At 64.1% G+C, this 22,777-nt stretch carries 19 protein-coding genes; 10 read left to right on the top strand and 9 right to left on the bottom strand.

What is annotated here, in order from left to right:
- Position 1: 1 nt before the first annotated feature.
- Together A9762_RS18280 and A9762_RS18275 are read left to right on the top strand one after the other, a co-directional pair.
- On the top strand, positions 2–877 hold the full coding sequence (locus A9762_RS18280) for a carbohydrate ABC transporter permease (protein ID WP_069343443.1): 876 nt from the start codon (positions 2–4) through the stop codon (positions 875–877).
- The gene (locus tag A9762_RS18275; protein WP_240493620.1) at positions 874–1,773 is read left to right on the top strand and encodes a carbohydrate ABC transporter permease; all 900 of its coding nucleotides are present in this window, start codon (positions 874–876) and stop codon (positions 1,771–1,773) included. Before A9762_RS18280 ends, A9762_RS18275 begins: the two co-directional genes overlap by 4 nt.
- A gap of 156 nt (positions 1,774–1,929) precedes the next feature.
- On the opposite strand, the gene A9762_RS18270 is transcribed toward A9762_RS18275, so the two are convergent.
- From A9762_RS18270 to rarD, 3 genes are all read right to left on the bottom strand, one after another.
- Positions 1,930–2,391, bottom strand: a complete 462-nt coding sequence (locus A9762_RS18270) for a universal stress protein (RefSeq protein ID WP_069343442.1) — start codon at positions 2,389–2,391, stop codon at positions 1,930–1,932.
- Positions 2,392–2,652: 261 nt separating this feature from the next.
- Positions 2,653–2,907 (bottom strand): hypothetical protein, encoded by a 255-nt coding sequence (locus A9762_RS18265; RefSeq protein ID WP_083254062.1) that lies wholly within the window; start codon positions 2,905–2,907, stop codon positions 2,653–2,655.
- Positions 2,908–2,917: 10 nt separating this feature from the next.
- Positions 2,918–3,829, bottom strand: coding sequence for an EamA family transporter RarD (gene rarD / locus A9762_RS18260; RefSeq protein WP_069343441.1), 912 nt, complete (start codon positions 3,827–3,829; stop codon positions 2,918–2,920).
- 289 nt (positions 3,830–4,118) lie between these two features.
- Between rarD and hisN the strand changes: the two genes are divergently transcribed.
- The gene (gene hisN, locus A9762_RS18255; RefSeq protein ID WP_069343440.1) at positions 4,119–4,946 is read left to right on the top strand and encodes a histidinol-phosphatase; all 828 of its coding nucleotides are present in this window, start codon (positions 4,119–4,121) and stop codon (positions 4,944–4,946) included.
- A gap of 40 nt (positions 4,947–4,986) precedes the next feature.
- On the opposite strand, the gene A9762_RS18250 is transcribed toward hisN, so the two are convergent.
- Entirely contained in the window at positions 4,987–6,318 is a 1,332-nt protein-coding gene (locus A9762_RS18250; RefSeq protein ID WP_069343439.1) for an MATE family efflux transporter, read from the bottom strand.
- Positions 6,319–6,533: 215 nt separating this feature from the next.
- Between A9762_RS18250 and A9762_RS18245 the strand changes: the two genes are divergently transcribed.
- The 5 genes from A9762_RS18245 (at position 6,534) to A9762_RS18225 (ending at position 14,525) form a co-directional block, all read left to right on the top strand.
- Positions 6,534–6,893, top strand: a complete 360-nt coding sequence (locus tag A9762_RS18245) for a YXWGXW repeat-containing protein (RefSeq protein ID WP_170836274.1) — start codon at positions 6,534–6,536, stop codon at positions 6,891–6,893.
- A gap of 663 nt (positions 6,894–7,556) precedes the next feature.
- The gene (aspT, locus tag A9762_RS18240; RefSeq protein WP_069343437.1) at positions 7,557–9,245 is read left to right on the top strand and encodes an aspartate-alanine antiporter; all 1,689 of its coding nucleotides are present in this window, start codon (positions 7,557–7,559) and stop codon (positions 9,243–9,245) included.
- Between the two features lie 107 nt (positions 9,246–9,352).
- Positions 9,353–11,038 (top strand): aspartate-alanine antiporter, encoded by a 1,686-nt coding sequence (gene aspT, locus A9762_RS18235; protein WP_069343436.1) that lies wholly within the window; start codon positions 9,353–9,355, stop codon positions 11,036–11,038.
- A gap of 118 nt (positions 11,039–11,156) precedes the next feature.
- Positions 11,157–12,770: a bifunctional aspartate transaminase/aspartate 4-decarboxylase gene (locus A9762_RS18230; protein ID WP_069343435.1), complete on the top strand. Its 1,614-nt coding sequence runs from the start codon at positions 11,157–11,159 to the stop codon at positions 12,768–12,770.
- A gap of 612 nt (positions 12,771–13,382) precedes the next feature.
- On the top strand, positions 13,383–14,525 hold the full coding sequence (locus A9762_RS18225) for a ShlB/FhaC/HecB family hemolysin secretion/activation protein (RefSeq protein ID WP_069343434.1): 1,143 nt from the start codon (positions 13,383–13,385) through the stop codon (positions 14,523–14,525).
- Here A9762_RS18225 and A9762_RS18220 read toward each other — a convergent pair.
- Positions 14,509–15,045, bottom strand: a complete 537-nt coding sequence (locus A9762_RS18220; RefSeq protein WP_069343433.1) for a DNA-binding protein — start codon at positions 15,043–15,045, stop codon at positions 14,509–14,511. The genes A9762_RS18225 and A9762_RS18220 overlap by 17 nt on opposite strands.
- Positions 15,046–15,383: 338 nt before the next feature.
- Between A9762_RS18220 and A9762_RS18215 the strand changes: the two genes are divergently transcribed.
- Entirely contained in the window at positions 15,384–15,833 is a 450-nt protein-coding gene (locus A9762_RS18215) for a hypothetical protein (protein ID WP_069343432.1), read from the top strand.
- 358 nt (positions 15,834–16,191) lie between these two features.
- Positions 16,192–17,040, top strand: coding sequence for an EamA family transporter (locus tag A9762_RS18210; RefSeq protein WP_069343431.1), 849 nt, complete (start codon positions 16,192–16,194; stop codon positions 17,038–17,040).
- Between the two features lies 1 nt (position 17,041).
- Here A9762_RS18210 and A9762_RS18205 read toward each other — a convergent pair whose 3' ends face one another.
- The 4 genes from A9762_RS18205 to A9762_RS18190 all read right to left on the bottom strand — a co-directional run bounded on the left by A9762_RS18205 (position 17,042) and on the right by A9762_RS18190 (position 22,463).
- Entirely contained in the window at positions 17,042–17,275 is a 234-nt protein-coding gene (locus tag A9762_RS18205; protein ID WP_069343430.1) for a formate dehydrogenase subunit delta, read from the bottom strand.
- A 265-nt stretch (positions 17,276–17,540) separates the two neighbouring features.
- Entirely contained in the window at positions 17,541–20,399 is a 2,859-nt protein-coding gene (gene fdhF, locus A9762_RS18200) for a formate dehydrogenase subunit alpha (protein ID WP_069343429.1), read from the bottom strand.
- A 13-nt stretch (positions 20,400–20,412) separates the two neighbouring features.
- A complete protein-coding gene (locus A9762_RS18195; protein WP_069343428.1) occupies positions 20,413–21,999 on the bottom strand; it encodes an NADH-quinone oxidoreductase subunit NuoF in 1,587 nt (528 codons plus the stop codon).
- Complete coding sequence (locus tag A9762_RS18190) at positions 21,996–22,463, bottom strand: formate dehydrogenase subunit gamma (RefSeq protein ID WP_069343427.1); 468 nt, start codon at positions 22,461–22,463, stop codon at positions 21,996–21,998. The genes A9762_RS18195 and A9762_RS18190 overlap by 4 nt, the downstream gene beginning before the upstream one ends.
- Positions 22,464–22,777 lie beyond the last annotated feature (314 nt).

Below are 22,777 nucleotides of genomic sequence, written 5' to 3'. Positions count from 1 at the left end.
GATGAACCGTCCCTCCGCCTCCTGGGTGCCCTGGCTGCTGCTGTTGCCGGCGTTGCTGCTGCTCGTCGCCTTCACCCACTATCCGGCCGTCGCCACGTTGTGGCACAGCGTCTTTTCGACGGCTCGTGCAGGCGCGCCGTCGGTGTTCGTCGGCACCGAAAATTATCAGTTGCTGCTCGACGACCCGGTGTTCTGGCAGGCGTTGCGCAACAACGTGCTGTTCGCGTTGATTACCGTGCCCGCCGCCATTGTGCTGTCGATCGTGATGGCGCTGTGGGTGCATCGTCAGGTGCCGGGGCGCGCGCTGCTGCGCCTCGCGTACTTCACGCCCGCCATTCTGCCGATGATCGCCGTGGCGAACATCTGGCTCTTCTTCTATACGCCGCAATACGGTCTTGTCGCGCAGATCACGCAGGCGCTTGGCTGGGGCGACCACAACTGGCTCGGTCAGCCGGGCACTGCGCTGCCTGCACTGATGATCGTGACGATCTGGAAGGAAGCCGGGTTCTTCATGATTTTCTATCTGGCAGCGTTGCAGCAGATCTCGCCGACGCTCGCCGAGGCGGCGGCGCTCGAAGGCGCGTCGCGCTGGCAGTTCTTCCGGCGCGTGCAATGGCCGTTGCTCATGCCCACGACCGTGTTCGTGGTGATCAATGCGGTAATCAACGCGTTTCGTCTGGTCGATCACGTGGTGGTCATGACGCGTGGCGGACCCGATAACGCGACCCAACTGCTGCTCTATTACGTCTATCAGGTGGCGTTCAGCTTCTGGGACACGTCGTACGCGGCAGCGCTGACAGTGGTATTGCTCACGCTGCTCGCCATTGTCGCCTTCGTGAAATTCCGTCTGCTCGACTCACGCACGCACTATCAATGACGACCTCCGCCAATACGACTTCCGCTGCGCAGGCGACGGCACCCGACGAGGCGCGCGGCGCGCGATCTTCGCTTCCCGCCTTCAGCGCGACGGGCCACGCGAATCTGCTCGACGTCACCGGCGCGTGGCTGCTCGGTCTGCTGTGGTTGCTGCCGCTGCTGTATGCCGTGTGGAGCGCGTTCCATCCGTCGGCGTACGCCACACGCTTCTCGCTGAGTGCGCCGCTCACGCTGGAGAACTTCGTCAATGCGTGGCAGGCGGCGCCGTTTGGGCGTTATCTCGTCAACACATTCATTCTGGTGACGGTGATTCTCGCCGCGCAGCTTGTGCTCGCCACGCTCGCGGCCTACGCGTTCGCCCGCTTCACGTTCCGTGGCAGCGAAGTCGCGTTTATGATCGTGTTGCTGCAACTGATGGTCATGCCCGATGTGCTGATCGTCGAGAACTACCGCACGATTGCATGGATGGGGCTGCGTGACACGATTCTCGGCATCGCGTTGCCGTATTTCGCATCGGCGTTTGGCATCTTCCTGTTGCGTCAGGCGTTCAAGACCGTGCCGCGCGAGCTGGACGATGCGGCGCGTGTCGAAGGGGCCAATGCGTGGCAGGTGCTGTGGCGCGTGTATGTGCCGCTCGCGCGCCCGGTGTATGTGGCGTATGCGCTGGTGTCGATCAGCCACCACTGGAACAACTTCCTTTGGCCGCTGATCGTGACGAACTCGGTGCAGACGCGTCCGCTCACGGTCGGCCTGCAAGTGTTCGCGGCGACCGATCAGGGCATCGACTGGTCGCTCATTACGGCGGCCACGCTTATGACGGCCGCGCCGTTGTTCGTCGCCTTCCTGCTGTTCCAGCGTCAGTTCGTGCAGTCGTTCATGCGGGCTGGCATTCGCTGATCGGGCGTTGCCCGGCAGAGAGCTCCAAAGCAAAACGGCACGCTCTGCAGCGTGCCGTTTGACGGGTCATCGTCGGCGGACGTAGCGGCCTTTTCGTCCAACCTGGACTGTCCGGGTCGCCGGTCGCGAAGACGATGAGGTGCGTAGCGTCCGGAGTTATTTGTCGGCCGCCTTCACGAGCAGCACCGGCACCGTGGTGATGCGCAGCAGCGTTTCGGCCACGCTGCCGAGCAGCAGGCGGTTGATGCCACGGCGGCCATGGGTGCCGAGCACGATCACGTCGGCGTTCCACTCCTGGGCTTCGCGCAGCACGGCGTCGGCGATTTCGTCGTTGCCGGCTTCGAGCGTGATCATCTTCGTCTCGGCATCGACGCCGCGCTTCTTCAGATCGGCCTGCGCGTTGGCGAGAATTTCGTCCGTTTCCTTCTCGAACGACTCCTGGCTCTCCAGCGGCACGAAGCCGCTGTAGGCGCCGGCGGCATAGGCGTTGGCGAGCGATGGGACTACCGATACCAGGCGAATCTTGCCCTGGCTGAGTGCAACGAGCTTGACCGCTTCGTCGATGGCTCGGTTCGAGGGAGTGCTGCCGTCGATCGAAACCAGAATGCGTTCGTACATGATGGTGTCCTCTTGGGGCTGAAAATGCGTGAAAGCTCGCGTTTTGCCATGGACTTCCGCCGGACTGGCAATACGACCCGGCGCCCGGTCTGTGGCAATTCGTCGGGGGTGATTTTCATTCTCGCACTGCGTGCTCAGGAAGTCATCCCGCGCAATGCACGGGAATTGACCGCACGCAATAACGCATCGTAATGCCAACGGCCGGCGCGTGCACACCGGGGTGTGCGGTGCGGGTGATCAAAACGCGTCGTGCGAGACCGCTCAGTTCGGGCGGCAGGCGATCACCAGATTGGCGACGCTGCCGTTCACGTCGCGCGTGAGGACGTCGTAGCCCTTCTGGGCGCATTGGGTGCGGGCGCGCTGCTCGCAGTCTCCGGCATTGGTCGCGGAGCACTGGATTTGCTGCGTCGGGCGTCCGTCGGAAGTGAACAGCGGAGCAGAGGAGCCGCAGGCGGACAGCGTAACAGTGAGAAGCCCCGAGGAAAGCAGAATGGCGATCTTGGCGAGATTTTTCATAGTGGTCGTCTTACAGGCTTTCGCGAGTATAACGTGCGGCTCGCTGACGGCGTAGCGTGCGAACGCTGTCGAACACGATGAGCGTCACACCGATCCAGATCGGCACGTAAGTCCCCAATCCCTGAGCGGTGAACGGTTCGCCGAGCAGTAGGATCGAGACGGCAAACAGCAGCACCGGTTCAACGTAGCCGAGAATGCCGTACAGCCCGATCGGCAGCAGGCGCGCCGCCGCGAAGGTGCTCGCCAGCGCGCCGGCGCTGAGCAGACCCAGCGCAGGCAGCCAGAACCAGACGCGCGGCTCGGCGAGCACCGGGGCGTTGTGCGTCCAGGCGCTCCAGATCAGGAACACGGCGACCGGGGCCATCGCCAGCATCTCCATGATGAAACCGCTCAGTGAGTCGAGGTGCAGTCGGCGGCGCAGCAGGAAGTAGGGGGGATAGCCGAACATGATCAAGGCCGTCACCCAGGAGAGCGCGCGCGTGACCCACAGTTCATGGGCCACACCGAACGCTGCGAAGACGACTGCGGCCGTTTGCAGCGGGCTCAGACGTTCCTTGTAGAAGGTGCGGCCCGCCAGCACCATCGTGAGCGGCAGGAGGAAGTAGCCGAGCGATACGTCGAGCATGCGCTGTTGTAGCGGCGCCCAGACGAAGAGCCATAGCTGGACGGCGAGCATGGCCGCGCAGAGCAGCACCGAGCCGAGCAGCGCCGGCCGATGCAGCACGTGGGAAAGGGTACGGCTGAGTACATCCCAGCGCCGCAGCGCCGTGACGATCACCAGCGTGCCGGGCAAGGTGAGCAGGATGCGCCAGGCGAAGACGTCCAGCCCCGAGAGGGGCGCCAACTGCGCCACCAGCGCGGGCATGACGGAAAACATGACCGACGCCGAGACGGAGAGCATCACGCCGCGACCGGAAAGCATGAGAGTCCTGTGAGAAATGCGAGGGGACCAATGGGATGGTCGGGACCTGCGAGACGAAAAAGGGGCGGAGCAAGGCTCCGATCAGGCCGCGAGCATAGCGCATTTGCACCACTTTAGGGCGTTCACGCGCGCTGGCGAGGTCCTCCCGGCCGTAAGTCGCCGCTGGCACAAGGGCCTCGGCTGTCGTCGCGGCGTCACTGGGGAACGCGTATCATCGCGACTGATCGAGTGTTTTCCCTGCGCTCCCTAATTTGCCGCTGCATGCGGCCCTCTTGCCGGAGATTCGTGCATGTCGTCTTCCCCCGCCGTCACTGGTACTGCTGCTGTCTCGGAGTACGCTGCCTTTGCCGATTTCGCCGCCTCGCTGGCCGACGCCGTGCGTCCGCTGTCGCTGGGCTGGTTCCGCCGACGTCTCGCCGTCGACGACAAGGCCGACGAAAGCCCCGTGACGATCGCAGACCGCGAAGTGGAGACGGCGTTGCGCGAGAAGATCGCCGAGCGCTATCCGTCTCACGGGATCTGGGGCGAGGAATTCGGCAAACGGGGCGTGGACGCCGAATTCGTCTGGTCGGTCGACCCGATCGACGGCACGCGCAGCTTCATCACCGGCCATCCCTTGTGGGGCACCTTGCTCGCGCTGTTGCACAACGGCCAGCCGGTCGTCGGCCTGATCGACATTCCGGCGACGGGCGAGCGCTGGATCGGCGTGAACGATGTCGCCGCCGGCGTGCGCGAAGCCCGCTTCGGCACGGAGCGCTGCACGACCAGTCCTGTCACGTCGCTCGCGGATGCGACCGTCTACGCCACGTCGCCCGACATCTTCGACGCCGCGGAATACGCCCGCTTCGACCGTCTGACGAAGGCGGTGAGCCGTCGTCGTTTCGGCGGCGATTGCTATGCCTATGGGTTGCTGGCGAGCGGGCACATCGAACTGGTGATGGAAGCCGGTTTGCAGACTTACGACTATCTGGCGGTCGCCCCCGTGATCGAAGCGGCGGGCGGTGTCATTACCGACTGGGACGGCAAGCCGCTGACGCTCACCTCGCAGGGGCAGGTGCTGGCCGCCGCCAACGCGGAACTTCACGCGGCGGCGCTCGCCAGCATTCGCGCAGAGTGACGGAACGCAGGCTGGTTGGCCGACCCGATGCCTGACGTCGTCAGGCCGTCTGGCGGGGTAAGCCTCGCCAGATTCGCGGCAACAGCACACCGAGCACAATGCCGCGCGTGGCGAGAAACGCCATGAGCGCGACCCACAGCCCGTGATTGCCCCACGCGTCGAGCGTGAGCGGCATCACGGCGCCAAACACCAGCAAGCCGATCAGCGACGACGTCAGCAACTCTCGCGTGCGCGTGGCGCCGATGAACACGCCATCCAGTTGGAAGCACCAGACGGCGACGATGGGCGATAGCACGGCCCATGGCAGGAATTCGCGCGCGGTCTCGCGCAGTGCGGGCTGATCGGTCAGGGTGTCGATGATCGCACCGCCGGCGACGGCATAGACCAGCGCGAACGAGACCGCACAGGCAAGTGCCCAGCCCAGCGACAGCCGTATGGCGTGCAACAGCGCCTGCCGCTGGCGAGCGCCGACATAAGCGCCGACGAGCGCCTCGGCCGCGTGGGCGAAGCCGTCGAGACCATAGGCCATGAACGTCTGAAAATTCAACAGCAGGGCGTTGGCTGCCAGCGTCGTGTCGCCGAGCCGTGCGCCCACCCGGGCAAACCACGCGAAGGCGAGTTGCAGAAACAGCGTGCGCAGGAAGATATCGAGATTCAGACGCAGCAGGCGCCACAGCGCGCTGCGTTCCACCAGCGTGGCCCATCGCAGCGGCGCCAGCCCGGGCGTGCGTGCGAGCCACAGCAGCCATGCCCCGAGCGCGAAGCCCAGCACATCGGCCAGCGCCGTCGCCCATGCAATGCCCGCCACGCCCCAGTCGAAGCCGCGCACGAACGCGAGCACGGCAACGATGTTCACGACGTTGATGAACACCTGCACAGCGAGGCCTTGCCTGACCCGCTGACACGCGAGCAGATAGCCGAGCACGACGTAATTACCGAGCGCGAACGGCGCGGCGAGAATGCGGATGCCCGCGTACTCGCGTCCGAGCGACTGCACCTGATCGCTGCCGCCGAGCCACGATACGCCCAGCGACACTAGCGGTACGCGCAGCATGAGCAGCACAGCGCCGATCGCGAAGGCCAGCGCCAGCGCACGGGCCAGCGTGTCGCGCAGACGTGCTGCGTCGCGCGCGCCGAACGCCTGTGCGGCCAGTCCGGTGGTGCCCATGCGCAGGAAGGAGAAACCCCAGAAGATGAGGTTCAGCAACAGCCCGCCGAGTGCGACGCCGCCGAGATATGCAGGGCCTGGCAGATGGCCGGCCACCGCCGTATCGACGGCCGAGAGCAGCGGTTGGGTGAGGTTGGCGAGCACGATCGGCACCGCCAGACGAAGCAATTGCCGGTGACCGGCGGCCGCAGGGGCAGGGTTCATGAGTGCGCTGTGCGGCGGCCGTTCATGGCGGCGCCGTCGGATGCCGCGCGGTGCGGCAGGTTATGAGTGGAGTGTGCCGATTATAAGGCCTGAGGTGAGGTGAAAAAGAGAGCGTTCGCGGCAATCTCCCATCATCCACCATTACAATGAGTCACTTCTGTGCCTTCACCCACCGTCCACGTATGTCGTTCTCATCGCTTTTTGCGGTCTCGTCCGTGACAACTTTTCTTCGTGTGCATCGACCGCATCGACGTTATGCGTTCGCTGCCGTCCTGTGTCTCGCCAGTCTGCCCGTGCTTGCCGAGGTGACGCTGCAACGTGGCCCGCCGCCGCCGCGCTTCGAGGATCCGCACGCTGCTCCCAAGGGGGAGTTCTGGGTGCCGGGCTACTGGCAGTGGAAGGACGGTCGCTACGACTGGGTCGACGGTCACATGGAAGCGAAACGTCCCGGCATGCGCTACACCGCGCCGCACTGGGAAGAGACGGGCGAGCATCAATGGACGTTGCGCGACGGGAAATGGGACCCGACCGGCTGGGGTCCCGGCACGATCCACGAGATCCGTTCGCCAAAGTGATGCAGGCCGACGTCGTCGGCCCGGCGACGCTCACATCTCCATGAGTCCCCGTCGCACGTCCTCTATTTCATACGGCAATACGGCAATACGGCAAGCCTGTGACACTGCGCCGCAGTTTGTCGATGCGCCGTTTGAAAGATTTTCATCTATGCCCGTTGTAATTTTTGTCGATGACGACAACGCCAACGTGTCGCACATCGATGGCCATGGTCCTCCCGCCTGTGTAGCCGACGGCTCGCATTAAATTAATAAGCACTCCAATATACTTGGTGTAAATAAGGACTTGACGCGCGCAAGCCTGAGACCTTACGCGAAACCTGTTGACACGTCAGGAACGTTGAACAACACTATGCCCACACCGCGTCACCACGAGATGCGGAACAGTCGCAGATAGCGTAATTTTAATTACTTGTGTTACCGCGATGCGCGACGAAAGCGTCATTTGCACAAGTGATTCAGTGCGCCGTGTGCGCCCCCCAACACCAACGCCCGGCGGTTCACGCCCGGGTGCAAAACGTACGACCGGATCCCGGTCTGCAGTCCTTCGGTGTGCGTGACAGACACCGCGTAGCCAAGCCGTTTCCTGAAGTCTAGTGTGCCGGACGTCGACCGCCGCAGAGCGGTCAGCCCATCACGATAGTGTGACCTGTGGCAGGAGCCTGTATGCAGTGTTCAGTTCCGCTGTTCGATGCCGTGCCGTTGATCACCGTGTTCGTCTGCGTCGTCCTGGGCCAGTTGCTCGGGCGAATCAAGTTTGGCCCGATTCAGTTGGGCGGTGTGTGCGGCGCATTGCTCGTCGCGTTGCTCGTCGGGCAAACGGGCTGCATGGTCGAGGGCTCCCTCAAGGATTTCGCATTCGCCCTGTTTATCTTCGCGATGGGCTTTTCCGCCGGGCCGCAGTTCGTTGAAAACCTGAACCTGCGCGGCTTGCGCTTTGGCGTGCTGTCCATCATCGAAGTGGTCTTCGTGTTCGGCATCGTCATGCTGGCCGTGAATTTCCTCAGTCTCGATCCGGGCACGGCGGGCGGTCTTGCCGCAGGCGCTGCGACCGAGTCGGCGATGGTCGGCACGGCCATCGAGGCGCTGAACCGTCTGGGGCTCGATCCGGCCACGTTCAAGGCACTACAGGCCAACGTGGTGACCGCTTACACGCTCACGTATGTGTTCGGTCTGATCACCATCGTGCTGTTCACGAATCTGCTGGCCCCGCGTCTGCTGGGCATCGATCTCAAGGCGGAAAGCGCGCGTCTGTCCAAGGAGATGGACGACGAGAACGGCGAATCGCTCGGCACGCCCGCTGCGCCCGATCTGGTCGGGCGCAGCTATCGCGTTGCGCACCCGGGATTGACGGTCGCGTCGCTCGAAGCCTCGCTCGACGGACGCGTCGCCGTGGAGCGTGTGCGGCGGGCAACGGCGCAGGTGCCGGTCGCGCAGGACCTCGCGTTGATAGCCGGCGACGAACTCCTGCTCGTGGGCCGGCGCGACGCCATGCTCGACGCCCATGCGCTCGTCGGCCCGGAGGTTGCGGGCACTGAAACGAATGACATCGTGCTCGTGGAGCGCGAGTATGTCATGACGAACAAGGAAGCCGAGGGCCGCACCGTCGCCGATCTGCGACGCGAGGCGCCGGTCGAGCTGCGCCACGGCGTGTTCGTCAAATCCGTCAAACGCATGGGCATGCAGTTGCCCTCGCTCAACAAGATTCCGCTGCAGCGTGGCGACATGGTGACGCTGCAGGGGCTGGCGGAAGACGTCGAGCGTGCCGGCGCCGTCATGGGCAAGCCCGTGCCGCACGGTAACAAGACGAGCCTCGTTTTCGTCGGTCTCGCATTGATCGTCGGCCTGTGCATCGGCCATATCTCCGTGCATATCGGCGGCGCGCCCATGACGCTGGGCTCGGGCGGTGGCGCGCTGGTCTCGGGATTGGCGAGCGGCTGGCTGCTCTCGCGCCGCCCGACATGGGGCACGTTCCCGCCCGCCGCTTACGAACTGCTCAAGGATCTCGGGCTGGCGGTGTTCGTCGTGTGTGTCGGGCTGTCGGCAGGGCCGCAGGCGGCCGTGCTGCTGCGTGAGCACGGCATGGCGCTGCCTGTCGTCGGGATCTGTGTCTCGCTCATTCCGGCGCTGGTGTCGCTTTGGGTAGGACACAAATTGCTGCGCATCGATGGCCCGATTCTGATCGGTGCGATCGCGGGCCAGCAGGCGAGCACGCCTGCCATCAGCGCAGTGGTGCAAACGGCCAACAGCGCATTGCCGGTCGTGGGGTACACGGTGACGTACGCCCTGTCGAACGTGCTGTTGCCATTGATGGGGCCGGCCGTCGTATTCGTCGCCCATCAGTTTTCGCGCTGAAGACGCCTGAAGAGGCCCATCGCGCTGTCGTATCACGTTGCGTTTGAGTCGTCGCGTGCCGGCTCCCCCGCCGGTCGCCGCAATTCTCTTTTGACGGAGGTTCTGCCGTGGAACTGGTGCATACGATTCTCAACCATGTCCCGGAGGTCGCGATTTTCCTGTCGCTCGCCCTCGGGTACGCAATCGGGGCGATCAAGTTCGGCTCGTTCCAGCTAGGCGGCGTGGGTGGTTCGCTGCTGGTGGCCGTGGTCGTCTCTCAGATCGGCATCTCGGTCGACGCCGGCGTGAAGAGCATCATGTTCGCGCTGTTTATCTACGCCGTGGGTTACGAAAGCGGCCCGCAATTCTTCAGCTCGCTCTCGCGCAAGACACTGCGTGAGATCGGCATGGCCGTGTTCCTCGCGGCGTCCGGTCTGGTGACGGTGCTGATCTGCGCCAAGATCTTCGGCTTCGACAAGGGGCTGGCCGCCGGTGTCGCCGGTGGCGGGCTCACGCAGTCGGCCATCATCGGTACGGCGGGCGATGCGATCGCGCGTCTCGGATTGCCGGCCGACGAGGTGAAGCGGCTGCAATCGGAAGTCGCCATCGGCTACGCGGTGACGTACATCTTCGGTAGCCTGGGCGCCATCATCGTGTGCGCGTCGCTCGTGCCGAAGCTCATGGGCCGCACCCTCAAGGAAGATGCCAAAAAGGCCGAACTCGCCATGGCCGGTGGCCACGCCGTGCTCTCGGCCGATCAGGTCGACTCGCTGCCGGCGCTCGTGGGCCGTGTGTACCGCGTGACGACCGGCGCGGGCAAGCGCGTGATCGAGATCGAGAAGCAACTGACCGATGGCGTGACCATCGAGCGGTTGCGCCGCAACGGCAAGATCATCATCGCGACCGACGATCTGGTGCTCGAAACGGGCGACGACGTCATGCTCATTGGCCGTCGCGAGGCAGCGACCGAAGCGTGGCGCCTGCTCGGCGACGAACAGCGTCCGTCAGCCGATCTGGATATCCCGTTGCGCATGCAGGAGGTCGTCTTCGCGCGCAAGGGCGGTAACGGCAAGACGCTCGGCGAGTTGAAAGCCGGTGTCGAGCGCGACGTCAAACACGGGGTGTACATCGCCAAGATCATGCGGATGGGGCAGCCGGTGCCGATTCTCGACGACACGGTCGTGTATCACGGCGACGTCGTCACGTTGTACGGCGCGGACAGCGACGTGCAGCGCGCGGCCAAGGAAGCGGGCTACCCGGTCGCGTACTCGGTCAAGACCGACTACGTGTACATGGGCATCGGCATCGTCTTCGGTTTGCTGATCGGCTATATCGTGGTCAAGGTCGGTGGTATTCCGCTCACGTTGGGGAGCGGCGGCGGTGCGCTGCTCGCGGGGCTGGTGTTCGGCTGGCTGCGCGGCAAACATCCGACCTTCGGGGCGATGCCGCTCGCGGCAAGCTCTTTGCTCAAGGAGTTGGGGCTGGCGACGTTCGTGACCTGCGTGGGCCTCTCCGCCGGTGCCCAGGCCTGGCAGACGTTGCAGCAAAGCGGTATCTCGATCTTCGTGGCCGGGGTGATCGTCACCATCGTGCCGCTGTTGCTCACGTACCTGTTCGGGCGCTATGTGCTGCGCTACGACAACGTGGCGATTCTGGCTGGTGCGTTGTCCGGCTCGCGCAGCGCCAACCCGGCGTTCGGCGAGATTCTGGACAAGGCCGAGAGCAACGTCCCGACGGTGCCGTTCGCCATCACCTACGCCATTGCCAACGTGCTGCTCACGCTGCTGGGGCCGCTGGTGGTGTCGCTGACGTGACGTGGGGCGTCACGCAATGTATCTGAAGTTTTCGTCCCGATTGCCCGTTGCTGTCATGCGTCCCCCCGCAGCACGGAATCGAAATTGGTTGTAAGTGGTTGTTCATGGAGAAATCGCTATGAAATCGAAGGAACTCGACGCACTCGCCAAACTCAGCCCGTTCGAATTCAAGGACACGCTGATCGAACTCGCTCAGGACAATGGCGCGCAGCGCTCGATGCTCAATGCCGGTCGCGGCAACCCGAACTTCCTTGCGCTCGAACCGCGTCATGGCTTCTTCCAACTGGGACTGTTCTCGCTGTCGGAGGCCGAACGCCAGTTCACGTACATGCCGGAAGGCGTCGGCGGCATCCCGCCGGGCAAGGGTATCGAAGCCCGCTGGCAGGACTTCGCCCGCGATAACAAGGACGCCGCAGGCGTGAAGTTCCTGGAGAAGTCGATCTCGTACGTGCGCGACCAGATGGGGCTAGTCGTCGAAGACTTCCTCACGGAGATGGTGCACGGCATTCTCGGCTGTAACTATCCGGTGCCGGACCGCATGCTGCGCAACACCGAGAAGATCTCCGCGAAGTACCTGAAACGCGAAATGGTCGGACGTCATCCGTTCGTGGGCAACTTCGACCTGTTCGCGGTCGAAGGCGGCACGGCAGCCATGACGTATCTGTTCAACACGCTCAAGACGAACCATCTGCTGCAAGCCGGCGATTCCATCGCGCTGGGCATGCCGATCTTCACGCCGTACATCGAGATTCCGGAACTGGCGGACTATCAGCTTCACGAAGTGAATCTGAACGCCGATCCGGAACTGGGCTGGCAGTATTCGAAGAAGGAACTCGACAAGCTGCTCGACCCGAAGATCAAGGCGTTCTTCCTCGTGAACCCGAGCAACCCGCCGTCCGTCAAGCTCGACGACGCGTCGCTCGATCACCTCGCCGCCATCGTCAAGAAGCGCCCGGACCTGATCATCCTCACCGATGACGTGTACGGCACGTTTGCCGACGACTTCCGCTCGCTGTTCGCGATTGCGCCGTACAACACGATCCTCGTCTATTCGTACTCGAAGTACTTCGGGGCGACGGGCTGGCGCCTCGGCGCGATCGCCACGCACGAGAAGAACGTGTTCGACGACAAGATCGCCAAGTTGCCCAAGGCGCAGCGCGAAGGGCTCAATGCGCGGTACTCGTCGATCACGACCGAGCCGGAAAAGCTCAAGTTCATCGACCGCCTGGTGGCCGATAGCCGCGCCGTGGCGCTCAACCACACGGCGGGTCTGTCCACGCCTCAGCAGGTGCAACTGGCGCTGTTCTCGCTGTTCTGCCTGATGGACGAGCCGGATGCCTACAAGCATGCGGTCAAGCGCATCATCCGTCGCCGCAAGACGGCCATGTATCGCGCTGCGGGCATTGCGGACGAGGTCGGGCCGAACACCGTCGACTACTACAACATCCTCGATCTGGAGGTGTTGGGTACGAAGATCTACGGCAAGGCGTTCGTGGACTGGTTCATGAAGAACATCGATCCGTCGGAGGTGCTGTTCCGTCTGGCGAAGGAAAGCGGCGTGGTGCTGCTGCCCGGTCGCGGCTTCGGTACGCTGCATCCGTCGGGGCGTGTCTCGCTCGCGAACCTCAACGAGCCCGACTACATCCAGATCGGCGCGACGGTGCGCAAGCTCATGGACGAATACAACGAACGCTTCCTCGCCGGCGGCAGCAAGGGCGGCAAGAAGAAGTAACGCCCGATAGCGCGATGTCCTGATGTCAGGACATCGCCGGACGATCACGATGTCGCGCTCTTCGTCCTCCGACGAGGGGCGGCGGCATCGGCTGGCCCCCCCTCGATCGCCCCTCCATGGCGATCGACCATTGCCCGGGAACCACCTTCCCGGGCTTTTTTTTGTGATGTGAAATCACAAAATAAAATGCCCGCACGAGGCGGGCAAAAATCACTACAGGGGAAGTCACGCGATATGAGTGGCAATCGGGTGAAAGAGTTCCCCGATCTTTTGCGTGTTTCGTGACTGGCAGAGCGTGGTCCGATCGACGTAAAATAGCCCCTTGTCGCTACAGCACCCCCTCATGTCGAATGCGGCGCGCACCGCCGGCGGACGGCATCAGCGTGGGGTGGGATTTTCGGGTGTCGAATGTCGGAAAAGCCGGTCGTGCGGAGTCGCCTCCTGCTGGCCGCGTGCCTGAGTACCGGGGTATCGGTGGGTGCGCACGCACAATCTTTGTTCTCGGATCCTAATCCGCCATGTTTCACTGAGCAGAACGCTGTGTCCTACGGATTGTGGGACCGCGGGCTGGCACCTCAGTATTTCGTACCGCCGGCTGCCCCGGCGCAGCCTGTGACCCAGGACCCTGGCGCGGCGACCGATCCCATTGCCTTGTTTGCGGGTGACGATCCGAGCGCGGTCGCGGCGACGCTCGACCGCGAGGCCGCACAACGTGCAGCGGCCGCCGCCGCTGCCGCAGCGGTGCTGTCCGTCGCTTCCGGCGCGGCTGCCGATCCGTCGCAAGCGGCCGCCAGTGCCGCCAGCGGGGACGAAGTCGCCAGTGCGGCCACGGCCGAGGTTCAGCCACCCTCGCCACCTCCGCCACCACTTCCCGCCGCCGACTTTGCCGTCGCTCCGGAACTGAGCGCGGACGGCACGGCAATCTCCGCGGTGGACATCGACGCCGCAGCCTCCGCTGCTGCCGCCGCGCCCGAGACACCCCCGCCGGCCCCGGACGTCGCTCCGCCCAACGCGTTTCTTGCGCGCGCTTCATGCCTGCGCGGCATGCCGCGTCACGAGAGTTTCGCGAACCGCAATATCCGCATGCTGATGCGTCGCGGGCTGGTGGTGCGCGACGACCAGTTGCCGCTCATCGCCACGCGCAGCCGCACGCCGGGCGAAGGGGCGGTTGGCTTTCAGGTGCTCAACGAGCGTCCGTACCAGTTCAACCTCGGCATGAACAACAGCGGCATGACGACCACGGGCAAGATGCAGGGCACGGCGAACCTGCTCATGAACAACCCGCTCGGCATGTACGGCAAGTTCAATACGACCGTCAGTCAGGATCTTCAGAATGCGCGCCGCGACGCGACCAATCGCGACCTGACGGCGAACTACTCGGTGCCGCTCGATGCCGACTGGACCGTCGGCGTGACGGGCACGACCAACGCCGCGACGGATCAGATCGCTACCGGCACGACACAGACGCAGACGTTGCAATGGCGGGTGCGCCGGGCGTTCGATGTGACGTCCAACGGCACGACGGGCGTGGAGCTGCGCTACAACCGCAGCCGTACGGAAGATCCGAACGCGCTTCACACCTATGACAGCTACGCGGAAGTCGGGCTGAGCCATACCCATTATCTCGGGACGTCGAAGCTCGACCTGTCGGTCATGCAGCGCCTGAACGCGCCCTGGATGCCGTCGTCAGGCGGCCCGCCGGGGTGGTCCTATCGCTTCCAGTCGATCGACGCGAAGCTCACCGTGCCGTTCTGACGAAGTCCATCACGGTATCGAGCGATACCGTTCTCCTGAGCGTTGCCGGCATGTCCGCGAAATGCTCGTCCTCCCCGAACAGAATCACGGGCTTGCCGTAATGCACGGCGAGCCCGATCTCGTTGCGCGTGCCGTGATTGCCGGGCAGGGCGACGATGACGTCGCTCGACATCACATTGATGTGATTGCGCGAGAACGTGCCCGGCGGCGCATCGGGCAGATGGCGCGGGAGCGGACTGACGATCGTGACTTCGACGAAAGCATTCGGATAGCCGGGCAGGGCGCGGAAGATGCCGTTGTCGTCCGCCTGTGTCGGCACGACGCCGATGCTGCGCCCCACGCGCTGCGGCACGGCGCAGAACGCTTCGCTCACGCTGGTCATCACCCCTTGTCCGCCGCCGGTGAGCAGATGGTAGCCGGCGAGCGCGAGCGCACGTCCTAGCGGCACCGCAAGTTCGGGCCACGGCTGTTTGCCGGAGCCCATGACACCGATGGTCTTGGGATGTAGGGAAGGGGGCATGTCGATGAGAGAGAAGGGCAGCGTGGACAGGGGCTGAGCGTTGCCGATGATAACCGAGCATGACCGGGGGATGGGGGCAGACCGGATGCCGAATCGACGCGGAAGGTGCAGGGGCGCGATACCCGTACAAAGCGAGCGGGCAAAAAAAACCCGCCGGGTTGGCGGGTGAGGAAGCAGGCCTCCCACGGGGAAGTGAAAGCCTGGTCTCGCGAGGTGTTTGCAAGACCCGTGTAGTATCGTGATCCAGACGTCTGTTGGCTATGGGCTAAGTCCTAAAGTGCGTGTAAGACGCTTTCCAATTCCGTTTCCTAACCTTTCTGACGTTCCCGGGGCGATAGATGACCGAACCGACCGAAACCACACCGGCCAGTGCCGCCCAGATTGCCGCCATGAAGGCGCTGCGCACGGCGCTGCTTGCCCAGCACAAGGTGCTGATCGACTATGACCGTCAGCAATACGAAGCAGTTTTCGGTCCCGTACCGACCGGCCGCTTCGTGCAACTGTTCACCGAGGACCCATGGTTCCGCTGGCTCGATCCGCTCTCGCGACTGATCGTCGCACTTGACGAGTGGCAGGAGCAGGAGCCGCCGCAGCACGACGCGGGTATTGCCCTCGCCGACGAAGCGGCGAAGCTGTTCCGCCACACGGACAAGGAGTTCGGTGAGCGATACCTGCTGGCGTTGCAGAAGGCGCCGGAGGCCGGGTTTGGTCAGGGCAAGGTGGTCGCAGCGCTGCGCGCGGTGCCGCAGTCGCCTGCTGCAAAGGACGATGCAAAGGGCGATGCATGAGTGTGCTTTGTCCCACAGAAAGTAAGAAGGAGCCCGATCTGTCGGCAAACGAGGGATCAGGCCGTTGAGCAGGGAGGGGGCAGACCGTCAAGCCGAATATTTGTTCCGCGCCTGATCGTTTTTTGAGCAAGGCTCTTGACAGCCCCTGTTCACGGGGCGTTCGGGAAGACGGTGTCAGGTTATCCAGTGGGTTATCCACAAAGGGTGTGGACAACTTTCTGTGGTGTCTGGCCCGGCGGGAATCGAGACGGCTGGCTCTATGGCAAACACGCGAGCGCTGCGACAATGACGCCTTTGCCCCCGGTCGGACGCCGACGTTGTCAGTCGTTTTCCGACATCCCGCCGCGTTCGGATCGACATGACCACCACACCCATCGTGCTACTGGTGCTGCTCTCAGCGCTGATGCACGCCACCTGGAACGCCTTCCTCCACGCAAGTCCTGATCGTGTCTGGCAAGTCGGCATGATGGCGGTGCCGCAGTTGATCGCCGCGCTCATCGGTATCGCCTTGCTGCCCGCACCGCCGATGCAGGTCTGGCCGCTCATCGCACTATCCGCGTGCGCGCAGGTGGCGTACACGGCGGCGCTCATTCGTGCGTATCGCGTCGGGGAGTTCGGGCAGATCTATCCCATCGCGCGCGGCATCTCCCCGTTGCTCATTTCGGGGGCGGCGCTGCTGCTGGCCGGAGAGATGCCTCGCTGGATTGCCGTCGCGGGCATTGTCTGCATCTGTGCGGGCATTCTCTCGCTTGCCTTGCGCGGGCGGCGCTTCTCCGGCGATAGCGTGCCCGCCGCCTTGCTGACCGGTGTGTTCATCGCGGCCTATACCATCATCGATGGCTTCGGCGTGCGCCTGTCGAACGGCAACGGTTTCGCCTATATCGCGTGGGCGTATCTGTGTGCAGGGGTGCCGCTCGTGGGGGCGGTGTGGACGTTACGCGGCGGATGGCGCGGCATGTTCCTCGCGCCGCCACGCAGGGTGGCCGAGGCGCTGGGCGCGGGGATCGTCGCGCCGTGCGCTTACGGCATGGTGGTCTTCGCGCTGCAATACCTGCCGATGGGTGTGGTGTCGGCGCTGCGCGAGTCGAGCGCCATCTTCGCGGTGCTGCTGGGCTGGCTGTTCCTGCGAGAAAAACTCAACGCCCGCCGGCTCGTGGCTTGCAGCCTCGTGGTCGGCGGTGCGGTACTCATCAAGCTCGGCGCCTGACTCAGGCACGCGGCCACAGTTCGGCGCGATGTGCGGTGATCGCCGCCACGACGATCTCACGCATGCCGTGGCCGTCGGTCGCTTCGAGGTGTTCGAGAATCGTCATGCGCATACGCGGCGCCCAGAAGCGGCGCAGGTGGCCCGCGATGTTCTCGAGCGCTTCGCTGCGATCGGGCATCGTCTCGAAAAAATCCCCGATCTGATTGGCCATCTTGACCAGATTGTCGGTGTCCATGTGCTGTCTCGTCCCCTGTGATCGTTCTGCTGCGAAGTGTTGGCGTGCGTTTGCGTGCGCTTGCGTGAGTCCCTGCGGGTATGGCCAATCTCGCGTCCGCCGCACCGTCCGTTGGCATTCGACGGTGAGGCTCGCCGGCACTATGCAGCCCTCCCGGCGTCGGACGCGGATTGTTCCTTGCCGCGCGCGGCATCGTCATTCGACGAGACCGCGCGCTTTGTTGCGTCACTACATGACTGCGTAAGTTGCGACGTTCGTCGCGTCCTCAGTTCGGGCTGGCTTCCGTTTGCGCGTGACCGAGGAAGGCTTCCTGCTGACGGTTGAAGTCCGAGTACCGACGCTGCCATTCCGACGGCTGCGCCACCGGCGTGACCTGCACGGCCGTGACCTTGTACTCGGGGCAGTTCGTCGCCCAGTCCGAGTTGTCCGTGGTGATAACGTTTGCCCCCGATTCCGGGAAGTGGAACGTCGTGTACACCACGCCCGGCTGCATGCGGTCGCTCACGATCGCGCGCAGCACCGTCTCGCCCGCACGGCTCTGGATGCCGACCCAGTCGCCGTCCTTGATACCGCGCTCTTCGGCGTCGTGCGGATGCACTTCGAGACGGTCTTCGCCGTGCCAGTAGTTGTTGTCCGTACGACGCGTCTGTGCCCCGACGTTGTACTGCGACAGAATCCGCCCGGTCGTGAGGATGAGCGGGAAGCGGCGCGTGACCTTTTCGTCCGTCGGCACGTACTGCGTGATGAGGAACTTGCCCTTGCCGCGCACGAACTCGTCGATGTGCATGACGGGCGTGCCTTCCGGCGCTTCCTCGTTACACGGCCATTGCACGCTGCCCAGGCGATCGAGCTTTTCGTAGCTCACGCCCGTGAACGTCGGCGTGAGACGCGCGATCTCGTCCATGATTTCCGACGGGTGCGAGTAGTTCATCTCGTAGCCCAAACGCTTCGCGAGCTGGATCGTCACTTCCCAGTCGGCGTAACCGGCGCGCGGCGGCATGACCTGACGCACGCGCGAGATACGACGCTCGGCGTTGGTGAACGTGCCATCCTTTTCCAGGAACGACGAACCCGGCAGCAGCACGTGGGCATACTTCGCGGTTTCGTTCAGGAAGATGTCCTGCACCACGATGCACTCCATCTGCTCAAGCGCATGCGTGACGTGTTGCGTGTTCGGGTCCGACTGCACGATGTCTTCGCCCTGGCAGTACAGGCCCATGAAGGTGCCTGCGAGCGCGGCGTCGAACATGTTCGGAATGCGCAGGCCCGGCTCGGCTTGCAGCTCGACGCCCCATTCGGCTTCGAACAGCGCACGTGCGCTCGAATCCGACACGTGACGGTAGCCCGGCAGTTCGTGCGGGAAGGCGCCCATGTCGCACGAGCCCTGCACGTTGTTCTGACCGCGCAGCGGGTTCACGCCCACGCCTTCACGACCGATGTTGCCGGTGACCATCGACAGGTTGGCGATGCCGATCACCGTCGTCGAGCCTTGCGCGTGCTCCGTGACACCCAGACCGTAGTAAATCGCTGCGTTGCCGCCGGTGGCGTACAGACGCGCCGCACCGCGCACGAGATGCGCCGGCACGCCGGTCTGGACTTCCGTGGCTTCCGGCGAGTTCTCGGCACGCGAGATGAAGTCGCGCCATTGCTGGAAGGCACGGTCTTCGCAACGCTCGGCGATGAAGTCGTCGGCCATCAGGCCTTCGGTGACGATCACGTGCGCCAGCGCGTTGACCATGGCGACGTTCGTGCCCGGGCGCAGTTGCAAGTGATACTCGGCCTTGATGTGCGGGCTCTTGACCAGATCGATACGGCGCGGGTCGATCACGATCAGCTTTGCGCCTTCGCGCAGACGCTTCTTCATGCGCGAGCCGAACACCGGGTGACCGTCAGTCGGGTTCGCACCCATCACGAGAATCACGTCGGAATGCTCGACCGACTTGAACGTTTGCGTCCCGGCCGATTCGCCAAGCGTGGCCTTCAGGCCGTAGCCGGTCGGCGAGTGGCAGACACGGGCGCAGGTGTCGACGTTGTTGTTGCCGAACGCGGCGCGCACCAGCTTCTGCACGAGGTAGTCTTCTTCGTTCGTGCAACGCGACGACACGAGGCCGCCGATGGAGTCACGTCCGTACTTGGCCTGAATGCGCTTGAATTCGGATGCCGCGTAATCGAGCGCTTCGTCCCACGACACTTCCTGCCACGGATCGGTGATCTTCTTGCGGATCTTGGGCGTGAGAATGCGGTCCTTGTGCGTGGCGTAGCCCCAGGCGAAGCGGCCCTTCACGCAGGCATGGCCTTCGTTGGCCTGACCGTCCTTGTGCGGCACCATGCGCACGACTTCGTTGCCCTTCATCTCCGCCTTGAACGAGCAGCCCACGCCGCAATAGGCGCAGGTGGTGATCTTGGCGTGCTCGGCCTGACCGAGATGGATCACCGACTTTTCCTGCAACGTCGCGGTCGGGCAGGCGGCCACGCAGGCGCCGCACGACACGCATTCCGAATCCATGAACGGCTGGTCCTGACCCGGCGAGACGCGCGCTTCGAAGCCGCGACCCGAGATCGTCAGCGCGAACGTGCCCTGGGTTTCCTCGCAGGCGCGCACGCAGCGGTTACAGACGATGCACTTCGAGGCGTCGTAGGTGAAGTAGGGGTTCGACTCGTCCTTCTCGCTGTCGAAGTGGTTCGCGCCGTCGAAGCCGTAGCGCACTTCGCGCAGGCCCGTGACGCCGGCCATGTCCTGCAATTCGCAGTCGCCGTTGGCGGCGCACGTGAGGCAGTCGAGCGGGTGATCGGAGATGTAAAGCTCCATCACGCCCTTGCGCAGTTCCTGGAGCTTCGGCGATTGCGTGCGCACTTTCATGCCGGGTTCGACCGGCGTGGTGCACGACGCGGGGAAGCCGCGACGGCCTTCGATTTCGACCAGACACAGACGGCACGAGCCGAACGGTTCCAGCGAGTCGGTCGCGCACAGCTTGGGGACGTTCACGCCGCCTTCGGACGCCGCGCGCATGATCGACGTGCCCGCAGGCACGGTGATCTGCTCGCCGTCGATCTCCAGCGTGACTTCCTTCGTCGATTCACGGCGCGGGGTGCCGTAATCCTTCTCAAACATCGGGTCCATCATGATCGGGGGTCTCCTAGGCGGCCTTGGTCGGCAGGTTCGACGATTCGGCCGCGCCGAAGTCTTCTGGGAAATGATTCAGCGCAGATAGCACGGGGTAGGGCGTCATGCCGCCCATGGCGCACAGCGAGCCGTTGAGCATCGTGTCGCACAGGTCGCGCAGCAGCTTGATCTGCTTGGGACGGTCGCGACCGTCGATGATCTTGTCCATCACTTCGACGCCGCGCGTCGAGCCGATGCGGCACGGCGTGCACTTGCCGCACGATTCGATGGTGCAGAACTCCATCGCGTAGCGGGCGAGCTTGGCGAGATCGACGGTGTCGTCGTGCGCCACGATGCCGCCGTGGCCGAGCACGGCCCAGTGCGCAGCGAATGCTTCGTAGTCGAGTGGCGTGTCCCACTGCGATTCGGGCAGATAGGAGCCGAGCGGGCCGCCGACCTGCACCGCGCGCAGCGGGCGTCCGGTGATGGCGCCGCCGCCGTAGTCGTACAGGATTTCGCGCAGCGTCACGCCGAAAGCCTTCTCGATGAGGCCGCCGTATTTGATGTTGCCTGCGAGCTGGATCGGCAGCGTGCCGCGCGAGCGGCCCATGCCGAAGTTCTTGTAGAAGTCGGCGCCACGATCCATGATGATCGGCACCGACGCCAGCGAGATCACGTTGTTGATGACCGTCGGCAAGCCGAAGAGGCCTTCGATCGCGGGCAGCGGCGGCTTGGCGCGCACCACACCGCGCTTGCCTTCGAGACTCTCGAGGAGCGCCGTTTCTTCGCCGCAGACGTACGCGCCGGCCGCCTTGCGCACTTCGAGGTGGAAGGTCTTGCCCGAACCGAGAATGTTCTCGCCGAGATAGCCCGCCTTGTTGGCGTTGACGATGGCTTCGTTCAACACGTCGATCGAGTGCGGATACTCGCTGCGAACGTAGATATAGCCGCGAGTCGCACCCACGGCGACACCGGCAATCGTCATGCCTTCCACGAGCACGAGCGGATCGCCTTCCATCAGCATACGGTCGGCGAACGTGCCCGAATCGCCTTCGTCGGCGTTGCAGACGATGTACTTTTGCGCAGCGGGCGTGTTCAGCACCGTCTTCCATTTGATGCCGGTCGGGAACGCTGCACCGCCACGACCGCGCAGGCCGGAGTCGGTGACTTGCGTGACGATGGCCGCGCCGTCCAGTGCAAGGGCGTTGCGCAGACCGCGATAGCCGTCGTGCGCGACGTAGTCGTCGACCGAGACGGGATCGGTGATGCCCACGCGGGCGAACGTCAGACGTTCCTGCTTCTTGAAGTACGGAATCTCTTCGGTCAGGCCGAGGGCGAGCGGGTGATCGCCGCCGGCGGTGACGTTGGCGTCGAACAGGCTGGCGACATCATCGACCTCCACCGGACCGTAAGCGACACGACCGGCGGGCGTGACGACTTCGAGCAGCGGTTCGAGCCAGAGCATGCCGCGCGTGCCGTTGCGCACCAGCTCGATGTCGATGCCGCGCTGTGCAGCTTGTGCCGTGATGGCCTCGGCGACTTCGTCCGCGCCCAGCGCGAGGGCGGCAGAGTCACGCGGCAGATAGAGGCGCACCTTGCTGGCGTTCGGGGACTGGCTCATACGGCATCCTTGGCGCGGGCGACCAGACGGTCGAATTTCTCGGGGGTGACGCGCGCGTGCAGCTTGTCGTCGATGGTGATGGCGGGGGAGGTGGCGCACTGCCCGAGGCAAAACACGGGTTCGAGTGCGACATCGCCGCTGTGGCTGTGCATCGCGCAACCCAGCACGCGTTCGGCGTGCGCCACGAGTGCATCGGCGCCCATGCTCTGACATGCCTCGGCGCGACAGATCTGAACGACGTGTCGCGGCGGCGGGCTGGTACGGAAGTGGTGATAGAACGTGATCACGCCATGCACTTCGGCGCGTGACAGGTTGAGGGCGTTGGCGATGACGGACACGGCATCCGGGGGAACGTAGCCGAAAGCTTCCTGAACGTCATGGAGGATCGGCAGAAGGGGGCCTTCCTGAGCTGCATGAGTGTCCAGAATCGCTTGCACCGTCGCGATGGAAAAAGCCTCGCGCATGGCTGATGTCTCCTGTTTGGTGCACTGAGGGGACCGCGCACCTGAGGGTGGTTATATGTTCTTTTCCTGCCCCGGGGCGAGAGACCCATTGGTCGCATGCGGCGACGCTGCTCGGGTCTAGCGATCAGCGCGACGCCGTATGAACGTGCGACACATAGCCCCCACCATATGTCGCACGGGCTCGGCCTCTCGCCCGTTGCTTACTTCGTCAACCTTCGGTCAGTATGTGAAACACGATATATCATATACGGTATACGTGCAATAGCTCGACAAGTGGATTTGCGGGATCGTTTACCCGGAGTTCCGGGAGGGAG

The sequence above is a fragment of the Pandoraea sp. ISTKB genome (genome assembly GCF_001721285.1).
Taxonomy (GTDB): domain Bacteria; phylum Pseudomonadota; class Gammaproteobacteria; order Burkholderiales; family Burkholderiaceae; genus Pandoraea; species Pandoraea capi.
The sequence above is the reverse complement of the archived record's forward strand: the minus strand, read 5'-3'. Positions and strand labels throughout refer to the sequence as shown.

Coding starts and splice junctions, on each gene's coding strand:
- A9762_RS18280 (WP_069343443.1), top strand. CDS start 2: ATGAACCGTCCCTCCGCCTCCTGGGTGCCCTGGCTGCTGCTGTTGCCG.
- A9762_RS18250 (WP_069343439.1), bottom strand. CDS start 6,318: ATGAACCCTGCCCCTGCGGCCGCCGGTCACCGGCAATTGCTTCGTCTG.
- A9762_RS18220 (WP_069343433.1), bottom strand. CDS start 15,045: ATGCCCCCTTCCCTACATCCCAAGACCATCGGTGTCATGGGCTCCGGC.
- A9762_RS18265 (WP_083254062.1), bottom strand. CDS start 2,907: ATGAAAAATCTCGCCAAGATCGCCATTCTGCTTTCCTCGGGGCTTCTC.
- A9762_RS18270 (WP_069343442.1), bottom strand. CDS start 2,391: ATGTACGAACGCATTCTGGTTTCGATCGACGGCAGCACTCCCTCGAAC.
- rarD (WP_069343441.1), bottom strand. CDS start 3,829: ATGCTTTCCGGTCGCGGCGTGATGCTCTCCGTCTCGGCGTCGGTCATG.
- A9762_RS18230 (WP_069343435.1), top strand. CDS start 11,157: ATGAAATCGAAGGAACTCGACGCACTCGCCAAACTCAGCCCGTTCGAA.
- hisN (WP_069343440.1), top strand. CDS start 4,119: ATGTCGTCTTCCCCCGCCGTCACTGGTACTGCTGCTGTCTCGGAGTAC.
- fdhF (WP_069343429.1), bottom strand. CDS start 20,399: ATGATGGACCCGATGTTTGAGAAGGATTACGGCACCCCGCGCCGTGAA.
- A9762_RS18215 (WP_069343432.1), top strand. CDS start 15,384: ATGACCGAACCGACCGAAACCACACCGGCCAGTGCCGCCCAGATTGCC.
- A9762_RS18275 (WP_240493620.1), top strand. CDS start 874: ATGACGACCTCCGCCAATACGACTTCCGCTGCGCAGGCGACGGCACCC.
- aspT (WP_069343437.1), top strand. CDS start 7,557: ATGCAGTGTTCAGTTCCGCTGTTCGATGCCGTGCCGTTGATCACCGTG.
- A9762_RS18190 (WP_069343427.1), bottom strand. CDS start 22,463: ATGCGCGAGGCTTTTTCCATCGCGACGGTGCAAGCGATTCTGGACACT.
- A9762_RS18195 (WP_069343428.1), bottom strand. CDS start 21,999: ATGAGCCAGTCCCCGAACGCCAGCAAGGTGCGCCTCTATCTGCCGCGT.
- A9762_RS18205 (WP_069343430.1), bottom strand. CDS start 17,275: ATGGACACCGACAATCTGGTCAAGATGGCCAATCAGATCGGGGATTTT.
- A9762_RS18210 (WP_069343431.1), top strand. CDS start 16,192: ATGACCACCACACCCATCGTGCTACTGGTGCTGCTCTCAGCGCTGATG.